Source organism: Clostridium sp. C8-1-8, from assembly GCF_009928445.1.
Taxonomy (GTDB): domain Bacteria; phylum Bacillota; class Clostridia; order Clostridiales; family Clostridiaceae; genus Clostridium_AR.
In genome coordinates, this window is sequence record NZ_JAABNO010000010.1 from 79,201 (window position 1) to 93,150 (window position 13,950).

Annotated in this window: 15 protein-coding genes; 14 read left to right on the forward strand and 1 reads right to left on the reverse strand. The window is 32.0% G+C overall.

The window, feature by feature from the left end; genetic code table 11:
- Positions 1-32: 32 nt before the first annotated feature.
- The 4 genes from GXK57_RS12145 (at position 33) to GXK57_RS12160 (ending at position 2,830) form a co-directional block, all read left to right on the forward strand.
- On the forward strand, positions 33-296 hold the full coding sequence (locus GXK57_RS12145; RefSeq protein WP_160676401.1) for a YkuS family protein: 264 nt from the start codon (positions 33-35) through the stop codon (positions 294-296).
- Between the two features lie 857 nt (positions 297-1,153).
- On the forward strand, positions 1,154-1,585 hold the full coding sequence (locus tag GXK57_RS12150) for a sigma-70 family RNA polymerase sigma factor (RefSeq protein ID WP_160676404.1): 432 nt from the start codon (positions 1,154-1,156) through the stop codon (positions 1,583-1,585).
- 142 nt (positions 1,586-1,727) lie between these two features.
- Complete coding sequence (locus tag GXK57_RS12155; protein ID WP_160676407.1) at positions 1,728-2,039, forward strand: PadR family transcriptional regulator; 312 nt, start codon at positions 1,728-1,730, stop codon at positions 2,037-2,039.
- 2 nt (positions 2,040-2,041) lie between these two features.
- Complete coding sequence (locus tag GXK57_RS12160) at positions 2,042-2,830, forward strand: DUF1700 domain-containing protein (RefSeq protein WP_160676410.1); 789 nt, start codon at positions 2,042-2,044, stop codon at positions 2,828-2,830.
- An 87-nt stretch (positions 2,831-2,917) separates the two neighbouring features.
- Here the strand turns inward: GXK57_RS12160 and GXK57_RS12165 are convergent, their stop codons facing one another.
- A complete protein-coding gene (locus GXK57_RS12165; RefSeq protein WP_160676413.1) occupies positions 2,918-3,316 on the reverse strand; it encodes a (deoxy)nucleoside triphosphate pyrophosphohydrolase in 399 nt (132 codons plus the stop codon).
- Positions 3,317-3,736: 420 nt separating this feature from the next.
- Here GXK57_RS12165 and GXK57_RS12170 point away from each other — a divergent pair, with 420 nt between their 5' ends.
- From GXK57_RS12170 to GXK57_RS12215, 10 genes are all read left to right on the forward strand, one after another.
- A complete protein-coding gene (locus GXK57_RS12170) occupies positions 3,737-5,158 on the forward strand; it encodes a PcfJ domain-containing protein (RefSeq protein WP_160676416.1) in 1,422 nt (473 codons plus the stop codon).
- Between the two features lie 88 nt (positions 5,159-5,246).
- The gene (locus tag GXK57_RS12175; RefSeq protein WP_160676419.1) at positions 5,247-5,702 is read left to right on the forward strand and encodes a hypothetical protein; all 456 of its coding nucleotides are present in this window, start codon (positions 5,247-5,249) and stop codon (positions 5,700-5,702) included.
- 365 nt (positions 5,703-6,067) lie between these two features.
- A complete protein-coding gene (gene nikB / locus GXK57_RS12180) occupies positions 6,068-7,006 on the forward strand; it encodes a nickel ABC transporter permease (protein ID WP_160676422.1) in 939 nt (312 codons plus the stop codon).
- A 1-nt stretch (position 7,007) separates the two neighbouring features.
- Entirely contained in the window at positions 7,008-7,838 is an 831-nt protein-coding gene (nikC, locus tag GXK57_RS12185; RefSeq protein ID WP_160676424.1) for a nickel transporter permease, read from the forward strand.
- Between the two features lie 14 nt (positions 7,839-7,852).
- Positions 7,853-9,397, forward strand: a complete 1,545-nt coding sequence (locus GXK57_RS12190) for an ABC transporter substrate-binding protein (RefSeq protein WP_160676425.1) — start codon at positions 7,853-7,855, stop codon at positions 9,395-9,397.
- A complete protein-coding gene (locus GXK57_RS12195; protein WP_160676427.1) occupies positions 9,394-10,215 on the forward strand; it encodes an ABC transporter ATP-binding protein in 822 nt (273 codons plus the stop codon). Before GXK57_RS12190 ends, GXK57_RS12195 begins: the two co-directional genes overlap by 4 nt.
- Complete coding sequence (locus GXK57_RS12200) at positions 10,187-11,146, forward strand: ABC transporter ATP-binding protein (protein ID WP_160676429.1); 960 nt, start codon at positions 10,187-10,189, stop codon at positions 11,144-11,146. Before GXK57_RS12195 ends, GXK57_RS12200 begins: the two co-directional genes overlap by 29 nt.
- Positions 11,147-11,434: 288 nt before the next feature.
- Positions 11,435-12,358: a DMT family transporter gene (locus GXK57_RS12205; protein WP_160676431.1), complete on the forward strand. Its 924-nt coding sequence runs from the start codon at positions 11,435-11,437 to the stop codon at positions 12,356-12,358.
- A gap of 183 nt (positions 12,359-12,541) precedes the next feature.
- A complete protein-coding gene (locus GXK57_RS12210; RefSeq protein ID WP_160676433.1) occupies positions 12,542-13,024 on the forward strand; it encodes a hypothetical protein in 483 nt (160 codons plus the stop codon).
- Positions 13,017-13,730, forward strand: coding sequence for a hypothetical protein (locus tag GXK57_RS12215; protein WP_160676435.1), 714 nt, complete (start codon positions 13,017-13,019; stop codon positions 13,728-13,730). Before GXK57_RS12210 ends, GXK57_RS12215 begins: the two co-directional genes overlap by 8 nt.
- Positions 13,731-13,950 lie beyond the last annotated feature (220 nt).

Sequence of the window (13,950 nt, forward strand, 5' to 3'; positions counted from 1 at the left end):
ACTATTAAAAAATAAACATGAGGTGATAACATATGAAAAAGATTGGAGTGGAAAGAGGAGCATCAATGATTGCAGGATATCTTATGTCTAAAGGTTTCTCTGTAGAAATTCTAAGTGATGATCTTGAAAGTAGTGCTACTGATTTAGATAGATTCGATGCAATACTGACTGCAGGTCACAATACAGATTTAATGGGCATTAGCGATACATCAACAAAGGTTCCTATAATAAATATTAGCGGTCTAACCCAAGAAGAAGTAAGAAATACTATTAAACAAAGAACTTATTCATCATAAAAGTTTTTAAGGAGTCTTATTTTCTTTAATAAGTGAGTTCATAGCAAATAGGAATATTCTTTTTCTGTTAAGGAAAGCATAAAACCTTTTGCTAGATGATCAAAAAGTCACTGAAAAGCTTCAGCGGCTTTTTTTGTATTTAAAATTTTTCTAAAGATATATTCGAGATTCACAACATAAGTTTTTAAGAATAGGATTTGAGAGTATAACGAGTAATCAATATAGGGGGGAAGATATAATTTTAACTCTATATGTGAATGTATTAAATAAATGTGTGTAATACTTTACCAATTATAATAAAAAGCAACACTATTTTAGTTAGTAATTTATATAATCAAAGTTCTACATATTACAGTTATAGTATTTTTATACCAAAGCATAATTTAAGAGTAAAATTAGCTAATAATAAAAAATGAATTTATACTAACTTAAGTAATAAGCCTAATGCAAAAATAGGACTAGCTGTTTTTATAAACTATCAGCAACAATAATTTAATACAGTCGTATATACAGTAAAAACATAAAGGACTATACACATAAATACATATCAGATTTTAGTAGGTTTAGCTGCTTTTACTTAATGAAAACATAGTGATTTTATGTAGAACAGTATAAGCGTAACAACCATTTAATAAGTAAAAAGATGTTTACCAACATTTTTTAAATACATTCATATAGGTACTGAAACATATATAACTACACTTATCGATGGTGACTTTAAAAAGTGGGTGTTATAATCGAGATATAAATTATTTTAGAGAATAAAAATTAATTTGAACATTTCATGCAATTAGTGCATCTAACCTATATAAGAGTACTTAGCTAAGACTTTTACAAAGCAGTGAGGAGGAGATAATTTGGAATTTATCTCAACGATAAGAGAAACAGAAACTTCAGAGTTAGATGTGAGGCTGGCGAAGAAGGGGGATAAAGAGGCTTTTGGTAGATTAATAGAGGAATATAAGGTTTCTTTATATAGAGTAGCACTTACCATGCTTACAGAAAAACAGGATATAGAGGATGCAATACAAAATACAATAATAAAAGCTTATGAGGGAATAATTTACTTGCGAAAGAACGAGTTTTTTAAAACCTGGCTTATAAAAATATTGATAAATGAGTGTAGATCCATACTAAGAAAATACAAAAGAATTGTGCCTATGGAGCAAGTGAATGTTAATATTGGTGTAAGAGATGATTACAGCAATATTGAGATACAACAGGCTGTTAATCTACTTGATGAAGATTTGAGAATTGTTATTACTTTGTTTTATTTTGAAGATAATTGAGTTTTCAATTTATAGGTTTGAAATAAAATATCACGCATAAAGTATAGTAATCGGTAAAATTTTATATCTAGTATCTTGTAATGAATAGTACTGGGTGATATACTGTAGATAAAGTATACAGAAAAAGGAAAGACAAAACTAAATGAATACTCAACTTAAAAAAGGAATATTAGAGTTATGTGTTCTATCTATGCTTTCTGAAAGAGATTGCTATGGCTATGAGCTAGTTAATGAGATATCAAAAAATATAGCAATTTCTGATGGAACTATTTATCCTGTATTGAGGAGAATGAATAATGAAGGATTTTTAGAATCCTACTTGAAGGAATCTCAAGAAGGACCTCCAAGAAAGTATTATAGACTAACAAAGCTCGGCGAAGAAACTAAAGAAGAATTATTAAATGAATGGGTTGAATTTGTAGAGGGAGTTAATAATATAATAAAGGGGATTTAGAAATGAATAAGAAAGATTTTATGAGGGCTATGGAAAGGGCTTTAAATAAAGTGCCAGAAGCAGATCGTAGAGATATACTATATGACTATGAAGAGCATTTTAGTATAGGAAAAGAAAATGGTAAGACAGAAGAAGAAATTTGTTTAGAGCTTGGCAATCCAAATGAAATTGCAGAAAGTTATAATATAAGGTCAAAACAAATAATAAGTAAAACTAATAAATTAATTGATCCAAATGAAAATTCATTAAGTGAATATAGAGAAAAGAAACTAAGTTCAGGCAATTCTACTAGTAAATACGATAACGGCACAAGGGTTTTAATCGGAGGATTTTCCTTAGCAGCAGGATTACTATTAATTTTTATGTTAGCTAATTCGCTGGTTTCAGTGAACCGTATTTCTAATAGATATAATAATAAAGTTAATGTCGGTAGAATGCAAATTGACAAATCTGGTATTCACGGTGAAGGGATTGATATTGGCAAAGATGGTATTAGTAAGGCATCAGTAGGAAGTGATGATAATTCTACTAGTTCACAGCAGGTTAATGTGGATTCAAATACAATAAGTACTCCAGAAGTAAATATAAATGAAAAGGAAATAGTTACTCCAGATGTGAAGATTGATGAAGATGGAATAAGTACTCCAGATATGAAGATTGATAGTAATGGCATAAGTGCTCCAGGAATGAAAATTGATAAAGATGGTATAAGCATGCCAGGAGTAAAGATTGATAAGAATGGAATAAGTCTTCCTGGTATAAATATAGACAAAAATGGAGTACGAAAGTAATATATAGCATTTATCAAAAGGTATTCTTGTTTAATGAGTAAGAAAAAGTTGTAAATGAAAATGAAAAAGGTGTGGCAAAAAAATTTGCTATGCCTTTTCCAGTATCAACTGCTCTACTGCAGGAATGTCAGCGGGAGCCCATCTTAGAGAAATAAGATTTTCTCTCTTAAGCCATATGAGTTTAGAATGTTCGCTTGCTTTAGGGGTTCCAGAAACCAGTTTGCATTTTACAGTAATAAGGTTAACAATAAAAGGATCGTATTCATGAGTATTGTCATTGAAAATCTCTAAGAATTCAACACCACAATCTAATTCCTCCCGGATTTCTCTTTCAATAGCTTCTTTAAAGTTTTCACCGTTTTCTAGTTTACCACCAGGAAACTCCCAAAGATTTGGCATATTCATATTAGGTGAGCGAAGAGCACAAAGTATCTCATGGTCTTCATTCTCTATGATGGCCCCAACAACCTTTATTAGCTTTTTCATTACTATCATCTCCGTACTATAAAATAAGCTTAACTACAAAACAACATCGTCTAGCAAGTTTTACCTAATACAAGTTTATCATATATTTCTTAAATTAAGATAGAGAATGTTTTTCAGGTTATTAATCCTTTATAAGATATATTTAATAAAAATATATCTAAAAGGATTGTATTGGGATAAGTTGGCTGCAAATTATAGCTTTAAATCAAGGCTTGTTCCAACATTTATTTTTTATTTTTAAGTTTTTCTATACTTTAATGTTACAATGTATAAACTTGTAAGAGTTTAATTACAAAGGGGAAGTTCCTATAATTATGGAAAATAAACCTTGATGCAATTATAATATAAAGATGAAACACCATAATGCTTAAAAGGAATTGTTGCCACTGCTTGATTTTTTATAATATTGGAGGACTTAAAATGGAGATTGGAAATATTAGAGACAGTATTGGAGAAGGAAATATAATAACAGACTTATATTCAGAAAAAATTAAGTGTAGTTGTGGTAAAAAACTTGATTTTTCAGAACTCAGCTTTGATGGTCTTGGTAATTCTTTAAATTGTAGTTGTGGCCAGCGACTTTGGGTTTTCGATGAAGAGGGCTTTGAGGGTGAATTGTTAGTATATGAGGGGCTGGATTACATAACAGATGATGGTTTTATTATTGTAAAGCAAAAATTTTATGCACCGATTGACTGGAAAAGGAAAAGGTTGGATAAAGTAAGACTCAGACAAGAGAATGAATATTTACTTGTTGATCTTGATAACAATGTTTATATTAGTATCAACCAGCTTGGAGACTCAGTAGTAATAGGAGCGAATGAGTTTTTTAAAAATATCACCTTAAGAACCATGAAGGATATAGGCAACCAACTAGAGGAATACTGTAGTGCTAATAATATTTATCCAAACTATGGTACTATGCTTAAAGAACTTAGCAATTTTTATAATTCTTCAAATTATGATCAAGTTTTAAAAGCTTTGATTGACAGACCGTACTTAGAATTTTTTATTAAAGAAGGTCTTAGCTACCTTTATAAGGATAATTTTATAGTTAATATACATATGCTTGAAAGTAGTGTCAGAATTAATAAAAAGGCTCTTTCACTAAGTGAAATGATTGGTGTACCTAAAGTAGTTATAAATCAAATAAGAGAAGAGAAAATGGATGAGTATAAGATTCTTCTACTCCAGAGGTTTTTCATAGACAATAATCTTAATGATTTCAAAACATTGGTATCAGGTGAGAAAGGCATGTTTAGAGTTCAAGATTTAGATAAGCTGAAATACCTTTTATCAAATGGGTATACAAGCAGTAGACTAAATAAATATGCTGAAGAGATAATGAGAGAAGAAGATTTATCTAGGGAAAGCTTCCTGAATTTTTTAGTAGATAGTGTAAGAATGAGCAAGACAGGAAACTTAGAATTTAAACCTTATGGCAGAAGGTTAGTAGAAAGGCACAACGAACTACATGCAAGATACAAGATAATCAAGAATGAGGTTATAGATCAACAACTAGGAAATATACAGAATAATAGCACCCTGCAGCAATATGGTGACAAATACATAGCTGTAATTCCAGGATCTGTGGAGGCGTTTACTGAGGAAGCTAATAATCAAAGACATTGCGTACTAAGTTATGCAGAAATTATGGCCTCTGGAGAAACGCTAATAGTATTCATACGATATAAAGATGATGAAGGTAAAAGCTATATAACCTTAGAAGTGAAGAATAGAAAAATAATACAAGCTAAAAAATTTGCCAACGCAGGTATAGATCAAGAGGATCAAAAGTATCTTCAAGGGTTGGCTAGGGTTAATGGATGGATAATGAAATAACATACACTGATTAATAAAGATATAGAAGAAGATAACCAACATAGGGTGTTAAGTAAAGTAAATAATTGTTTTTTAGGAGGAGATTATATTGGCAGACACCATATATAAAATAATACCAGAAAGTCATAGTTTTTTTCCGAGTAACATTAGAGATATTAATGGCGCAGTAAATATATTAAAAACATATGTTAAAGCTGATAATATATCCTGGCAGAGCTTTGAAAATACAACATTCATTGATTGTGGCAGTAATTTTGAGTTAGTTAAATGTCCACATTGTGGAGCTGACATTAGCATAGAGTATTGGCAAGAGATGATGAGCAGAAGCTATGAAGAAAGCCGCTTTGACGATTTGAATATTTATCTTCAGTGCTGTAACAAAGCATCCAAATTAAATGATTTACAATACATAGAGGACTGCGGTTTTGCTAAGTTTGTAATAGAAATATTGAATCCCGTTGAGCCTCCATGTAATCATGATGTTTATGAAGCAAGTAAATGCTTTGGTAAATTGAAATTAAAAATGATTATAGCGAGATACTAGAAAGTCTGAGTGAATTCTACTCAGACTATTTTTTTGTGTAAAAATCTACTAAGGATACTAAAAACTGCTTTAACTATTAATGTTGCTTTTACTGATCCATATATTTTTCTTTCAATTGATACATTTATGTAAGAACAAAAACAACTTGGCACTTAGCAATAGATAGCGTTTTAGCCCATAGGAATATAAAGGATTATTAGGGCAGTGTATTACATATTTCATTAAATTGGCTAAAAATATGTTGCTATTATATAAAACTTAATATATTATAATAAATGATAATCATAATCTGTTGATAATTAATTTCAATAAGTTACAGCGCTGAACATATTAGAGGTATTAAAAGAGAGGGTGATAAAAATAAATTGCTAAAGTACATAATAAAAAGGTTGCTCTATGTAATACCTGTATTGTTGGGGATTACGTTTTTAACTTTTATGTTGACATATCTTTCACCGGGGGATCCAGCAGAACTGATGCTTAGTGCAACAGGCGTTACGCCTTCTCCAGAACTTATACAAAAGGTAAGAGAAGGTATGGGATTAAATAAGCCCTTTATAGCTCAATATATTCACTGGCTTACTGGTATGATTAGCGGTGATTTTGGAAGTTCATATAAATATAATAAACCTGTATTAGACTTGATATTATTAACTTTACCAGCCACCTTTAAGCTTGCTGGTGTAACGATTTTAATGACTATAATCATAGCATTACCATTAGGAATAGTATCAGCTCTATACAAAAACAAGCTGTTAGATAATATAATCAGGGGCATATCATTTTTAGGAATATCGCTGCCGGCCCCTTGGATTGGGTTAATACTTATGTACATTTTTGCACTTAAGCTTAAAGTGCTGCCTGTAATGGGAAATTCACAGTGGACAAGTATTATATTACCTTCGGCCGCCATGACCACTTTATTAGCATCAAGGTATACAAGGCAGATAAGAACAGCCATATTAGAAGAGATATCACAAGAGTATGTAATTGGTGCCATGGCTAGAGGTATTAAAGGTAGAGCAATAATTTTAAAACATGTTTTGAGAAGTTCGCTGTTTTCTATTATTACTTTACTGGGGGTATCCTTTGGGGTATTACTGGGAGGAGCAGTTATTGTAGAAACTATCTTTTCTTGGCCTGGAGTAGGCAAGTTAGCTATAGAGGCTATATTTAATAGAGACTACCCACTAATACAAGGCTACGTTGTATGGATGACAGTTATTTATATGTTAATTAACATGCTAGTGGATATTTCTTATTATATTTTAGATCCACGTATTCGTTTAGAAAAGAGGTTTTGACTTGAAAGAAATTATGTTAATTTTTCAAAAGAATAAAGCCTTTGTGGTTTATTGTATATTAGCGCTGATACTTATGTTAGTCAGCGTACTTGCACCATATATAGCCCCTTTTGATCCTCTTAAAATAGATATGAGTAATTCGCTTAAAGCTGGAAACTCTATATTTTTATTAGGTACTGACCAATTAGGTAGAGATTTGTTTTCTAGAATTTTATATGGAGCACTTAATTCTTTTAAGATGACCTTTATTCTTGTAATAACGGTATTTATAGTTGGAACCATATTAGGAGCACTAGCAGGATATTTCGGGGGAATATCAGATGTTGTATTAATGAGATTTTGCGATGTTTTTCTTGCCTTTCCGGGAATTATTTTTGCTATAGCTGTTGCAGGAGTGCTGGGACCTAGTTCATTAAACACAATTATTGCATTAGCTGTAGTGAATTGGGCCAAGTATGCTAGGGTTAGTCGAGGACTGGCAATCTCTATGAGCAAGAAAGATTATATAAAAGCGGCAAGGATGGGAGGAGCAAAACAATATCAAATAATTTTAAGATATGTAATACCTAATATAATACCATCCCTTATTGTGATGGCCACTATGGATATAGGAACTATGTTGCTTGAAATATCTTCTCTTTCATTTTTAGGACTTGGCGCTCAGCCGCCTACCCCTGAATGGGGATATATGATAAATGAAGGAAGAGCTTATATACAAACAGCACCATGGCTCATGATATACCCAGGCATTGCTATGCTTATAACCGTAACAATCTTTAACCTATTAGGGGAAGGAATTAGAGATATATTAGATCCACATAAAGATTATTAAGGAGAGATTCACAAATGAAAAAGAAGTTATTAATTTTAGGCTTAATCACTATGTTATCCATCAGTTTTGTAGGTTGTACAAGTAAAAGTGCTTCAGACAAAGCTGTTACCAATGAAGCAAAGAATATTACAGTTGGGTTAAATCTTTTTCAAACTAACTTAGATCCAGCACTTGAATGGAATGGCTGGTATGTTTCTATGTATGGTATAGGTGAAACCTTGGTTAAATTTAATAAGAATATGGAGATACAGCCTTTATTAGCTGATACCTGGAAGAAGGTAGACGATTTAACTTGGCAGTTTCATATTAGAGAAGGCGTTAAATTCCAAAACGGCAATACACTTACTGCAAGTGCTGTAAAGTCATCATTAGAAAGAGCGCTAAAAGCAAATCCAAGAGTACAGGAAATGTTAGTTGTAAACTCTATAACAGCAGATGGTCAAAATCTTACAATAACTACTAAGACACCACATACAACACTTTTAGGTAATTTAGCTGATCCTATCAATTCAATTGTTGATACCAGTGCTGCTGCGGATACATTTGCAAAAGCTCCAATAGGGACAGGGCCTTTCAAGCTTAAATCATATACTGATGGTTCACAAGTAGTTGTTGATAGATATAACGATTACTGGGGAGGAAAAGCTCTTATAAATGAGGCTACTTTTAAATATATTAAAGACGATAATACTCGTTCAATGGCTCTTCAATCTGGAGAAATTGATGTAGCAAACAATGTTTCCATAAATAATTTATCATTATTTGAAGATAAATCAAAATATAGTATAAGCACTACTAGCAGTCTTAGAATAGTGATGTCCTACTTTAACTTTAAAAATGAATTCCTAAAAGATCCAGCAGTTCGTAAGGCAATAGCTTTAGGTGTGGATAGAGAATCTTATAGTAAAGTACTACTTAAGGGAACTGCGGTACCTGCAGTAGGACCTTTTCCAGGCTCACTTCCATTTGGAAACAAGAACCTTACAGGGTATAACTATAACAAAGCAGAAGCAATTAAGCTATTAAATGATGCAGGCTATAAAGATACAAATGGAGATGGAATAGTAGAGAAGAATGGAAAAAATCTATCTTTAAACCTTGCTGTTTTCCCTACACGTGCGGAGATTCCAGTAATTGGGGAAGCTATGCAAGCACAACTTAAAGACATAGGAATAGCTGTTAATGTAAAATCTTATGAATCTGTTAATCCAATATTGAAGAGTGGGGATTTTGATCTTTGTTTGTACAATGTAAATACAGCAACTACTGGAGATCCGCAATCCTTCTTAGAGCTATACTTTAAAACTGGTGGAAGTACAAACTTTGGAAAATATAGCAATCCAGCTGTAGATTCAATGATGGATATGTTCAAGAATGAATATGATACTAAAAAGAGAAATGAGTTAGCCACAAAAGTTCAACAAAGCTTATTAGATGATAATGCTGGTCTATTCCTAGTTACGCCAATGAGTAACAGAGTAAGTAAAAACAACGTCAGTGGGATGGAAGTTTATCCAATAGATTTCTACATGTTAGATAATAAAGTAGATAAAAAATGATAGAAGAAAGCTTCCTATCAATTGATAAGCTATCTGTAAAATATGGTAGACAGGAACCAGTGGTTAAAGAAGTAAGTATGTCTGTTGGACGCAAAGAAATAGTAGGTATAGTAGGGGAAAGTGGAAGTGGTAAGTCAACACTATTACGTGCTTTGTTAGGCATACTTCCTATTGGAAGCAGTATCAGTTCAGGAAGTATTGCTTTTAAAGATAAAAATCTCTTAAAGACCTCGAAGAAGGAATGGTCACAAATAAGAGGCAATCGAATTGCAATGATATTCCAAGATGCTGGCAGGTCCTTAACACCCATTATAAAAATAGGAGATCAATATGTTGAAACTATAAGAAGTCATTATAATATACCTAAACCAGAGGCCTATGCTAAAGCTATAGAGATGCTTGAGAAAATGCAACTTCCCAATGCAGGACGTATTATGAATTCCTATCCCTTTGAGCTTAGTGGTGGCATGAAGCAAAGAGTAGCCATAGCTATGGCAATGACCATGGAACCTGAACTTCTTCTAGCAGATGAACCAACTAGTGCCTTAGACGTAACGGTCCAAGCCCAAGTGGTAAGGCAAATGATGGAGCTTAGAAATAGTTTTGATACAACTATACTTATTGTTACTCATAATATGGGGGTAGCAGCCTATATGTGTGATAGGATTGGAGTAATGTTTAAGGGAGAATTAGTGGAGTATGGCACTAAAGATCAGGTTGTAAGTTTTCCTAAAAGTGAATATACAAGAAGTTTATTGTCTGCAGTACCAGAACTAGGAGGATTCAATATTGAGGGAAAAGAGAGAAGCTTTACTTAAAATAAGAAATCTCACAAAGAAGTTTAATTTACAAGATGGTAATACATTAACAGCAGTTAATAATGTAAGTTTTGATTTATATCCTGGTGAGTGCTTAGGTATTGTTGGTGAAAGCGGCTGCGGTAAAAGTACGCTGGCCAGTATTATTACTCAACTAGAAGAGGTGACTTTAGGAAATATAATCTATAAGGATAAAGACATCAGTAATTTGAAAGGTGAAGAGCTTAGGCAAAACCGAAAAAATATACAGATGATATTTCAGGAGGCTGCCGAATCCTTCAATCCTCGCATGAAGGTTAAAGATATTATAATGGAGCCAATATTAAACTTTAAACTGATGAGCAAAAAAGAGGCTCAAGGTGAGATGAAAAAACTACTTGCAAAAGTTGGCTTGACTGAGGAGCTTATGAGAAGATATCCTCATCAATTAAGCGGAGGACAAAAGCAGAGAGTTGCTATAGCAAGAGCTTTAGCTCTAGAGCCTGAAATCATCATATGTGATGAAGCTACCTCCGCTTTAGATGTTTCCATTCAACAGCAGATTATTAAACTTCTTAAAGGTCTACAGAAAGATAAGGGGTTATCTTATATATTCATAGGACATGATTTAGCTGTAGTTAAAAATATAAGTCATAGAGTTGTCGTAATGTATCTCGGGCGAATTGTAGAAATTATAGACAGCGATAAACTTACTTCCGAGGCTGTTCATCCTTACACCAAAGCCCTATTAGCTTCAGTGTTCTCAGTTAAGGGGAAAAAACTCACTGATATTGAGATTTTAAAGGGAGAGCCACCAAGTCCTTCAAATATGTTAATTGGATGCGGTTTTACTAGTAGATGTACAATGTGTGAGGAGCAATGCTTCAATGGGGAGCCAGAGTTAAAAGAAATATCAGAAGGGCATTTTGTAGCTTGTCATTTCTATAGATAAGGTATATATAGGGAACCAACTTCAACTGTTAATTTATACATGCCCGATAATCCCCAGAAGCTGGCATTATAGAACATACATAAATTAAGTTTTCGTAAAGGATACCTATATTACAGCATTGGAAGTTAAAAGGAGCTTATAAGAATTAGCTACGTTAACTTCATTAATACTTAGAGCACTACTTATAATATAAAGGCGTTATAAGTAGTGCTCATTCTTTTAAATGAATTATATATAAGAATAGAAATAAGTTGTAGAGCTTTAAATAAGAAAGGAATAATCAATAGGATGTTTAATTTTAATACAGAAAAAATATTTACCAATAAGAAATACATAGTTTTATTTGCTATTCTATGTACATTTTTGTGGGGGAGCGCATATCCTGCAATTAAGCTAGGCTATGAGGTGTTTAGTATACAGTCTAACGACAGCTTTTTAAAATTAATATTTGCAGGATACAGGTTTTTAGCAGCGGCTGTGATTCTCATGATAATACAAAAATCCATGGGAAAAAGCATAATGCCTAAATCTCTATCAGATCTTAAGAGCTTTGCGCTATTAGGAGCTATATATACTTTGATGCAATATGTTTTTCTTTACATAGGTATGGCAAATACCAGCGGAATGAAGAGTTCAATCTTAGGGGCTTTAGGTTCTTTTATGAACATTATATTTGTTCATTTTATATATAAGGATGATAAGCTATCTACAAAAAAGATCATCGGCTGTATTATTGGTTTTTCAGCTATAGTGATACTTAATATTGAAGGAAATGGAATAAGTAGTTCCTTTAAGTTAATGGGAGAGGGATTCTTAATCTTTTCAGCATTAATGGGTTCTATTGGCAGTATATACAATAAAAGTTTAGTGAGAAATAATGATGTATTTGTTACTACCGCATGGCAGCTTATATTTGGAAGTATAATGCTAATATTCATAGGAATATCAGGTGGCAGGACTCTTCCTATAGTATCAGTGAAAGCAGGAGCTTTACTACTATACATGTCACTTATATCCTCTGTTGCTTTAGTACTTTGGTCCACATTATACAAATATAATAAAATAGGAAACATCACAGTATACAATTTTTTGACACCTATATTCGGAACAATATTATCTGCTGTCTTATTAAGAGAGAAGATATTCGATATAAAAAATCTTATAGCGTTGCTTTTAGCCTGCACAGGGATATGGATTGTAAATAGAAAGTGATATGAATAAGTGAGTCATCTAAACTTGCTGGCTTATTTAGACTTAAAAATGAAATTAATAAAAGTTAATATCTTACCAACATATAGGTATAATTTGAAAAAAGAGGTCATAATGCCCTAATATATATTAATAAATTTAACTAAGGCTTATTTCATATAAATTACAATGGAAGGAAGTGGGGAAGTGAAGTGGTATGAAGTAAAATCAGCAGAAGAATTAAAAACCTTAGGTACGCTTAAGTCTGTGAAACAGCAAATAAATAAGGATATAAAAGAAATAACAAATATAAAAGAATTAAGTACTTTCATAAGGATGGGAAGTAACAGTTGGAATGGGCAGTTTGCAAAGATAGAAAACCTAAAGAAAATAATATACTTGGTTAGTGAAAAAGGTGATATATTAAGAGATACAAATCAATATTCCAATGATGGCTATTTTAAAAGTGATTCACATAGATATATTTTTTATTTATTAGAATTAGAAGGACAAGCAAGAATGAAAAAGCTCAAGATCTCTAAACTACACTATAATAATAACGAGGTTGCAAAAAAATGGTATACAGAAATAGCTAAGAAGGTACATCCTGACGTGTGTAAACATGAGGGGGCCGCAAGAGCTATGGCAGAGTTGGTAAGCATTTATAATAACATGGTGAAGAATGAGTGATAATCAACTTGTTGTTATAAAACATCCTATTAAAGATTTAGATTTTAAGTTGCCAGATAGAGCAAATAAGTTAGATAAAGGAACTGTTAAAAAAATTGATAATGCTATTAAAAACGGGGGAATCGATAATTATGGACATATGTGGGTTTGCTGTAGCAATCTACATGTAATACTAAGAGTAAAAACAAAAGCAGATGCAAGGTATTTATTAGAAAGTATTGATAAGGCGGAAAAGATAAACTTTGGAGGAAAGGAATATGTAAGTTGGGCTAGCATAATTTCAATTATAACAAGGAGAAAAGAAGATAATCCTGATAATAAATATCTGCCTTTAGTAACTGAAATTGTAAATGAGATTGATTCTTGTAGTAAGGTATATTTAATAAGGCATAGATTAAAGGAAGATAAGAAAGAAAATATAAAGAAGCTAAAACATCAAAGGATAAAGATGTACAATATTACAAGGGACGAATTAACAGGAGAATCTTTAAATAATGTGAAAGCTCAGTTTTCTCATATAAGAAGTGTAAGTATGTATCCAGATATATCTGACATGATTTGGAACGGGTTAATAGTGAATGCTGATACACACGCCCTAATTACGAGCATAAGTATTAATGATGAGGATCAGTTATATCAACTATGCTCTACAAAAGGGTGGGATCTTGGTTGGTACGATATTTATATGGAGTATGTAGAAAAATAGACAATATGATTTTTGCAGCTATATATTATATTGATCTTATATATATATTCAAATGATCTCCATTTTATCAGAGATAACCCAATCAGGGTGTTCAGCATAATTAATGAGAGCACAATTTTTTAGAATTATAATAAACTGTTTGTAAACAGTTTAAAACAGGAAGCTGCATATTCAATTGCAATTTCCTGTTAGTTATTATGAATATTTTGATTTGTATTAT

Excerpts from the sequence above, each read along its gene's own strand:
- GXK57_RS12190 (WP_160676425.1), top strand. The coding sequence starts at position 7,853 with ATGAAAAAGAAGTTATTAATTTTAGGCTTAATCACTATGTTATCCATC.
- GXK57_RS12215 (WP_160676435.1), top strand. The coding sequence starts at position 13,017 with ATGAGTGATAATCAACTTGTTGTTATAAAACATCCTATTAAAGATTTA.
- GXK57_RS12160 (WP_160676410.1), top strand. The coding sequence starts at position 2,042 with ATGAATAAGAAAGATTTTATGAGGGCTATGGAAAGGGCTTTAAATAAA.
- GXK57_RS12155 (WP_160676407.1), top strand. The coding sequence starts at position 1,728 with ATGAATACTCAACTTAAAAAAGGAATATTAGAGTTATGTGTTCTATCT.
- GXK57_RS12145 (WP_160676401.1), top strand. The coding sequence starts at position 33 with ATGAAAAAGATTGGAGTGGAAAGAGGAGCATCAATGATTGCAGGATAT.
- GXK57_RS12205 (WP_160676431.1), top strand. The coding sequence starts at position 11,435 with ATGTTTAATTTTAATACAGAAAAAATATTTACCAATAAGAAATACATA.
- GXK57_RS12170 (WP_160676416.1), top strand. The coding sequence starts at position 3,737 with ATGGAGATTGGAAATATTAGAGACAGTATTGGAGAAGGAAATATAATA.
- GXK57_RS12165 (WP_160676413.1), bottom strand. The coding sequence starts at position 3,316 with ATGAAAAAGCTAATAAAGGTTGTTGGGGCCATCATAGAGAATGAAGAC.
- GXK57_RS12195 (WP_160676427.1), top strand. The coding sequence starts at position 9,394 with ATGATAGAAGAAAGCTTCCTATCAATTGATAAGCTATCTGTAAAATAT.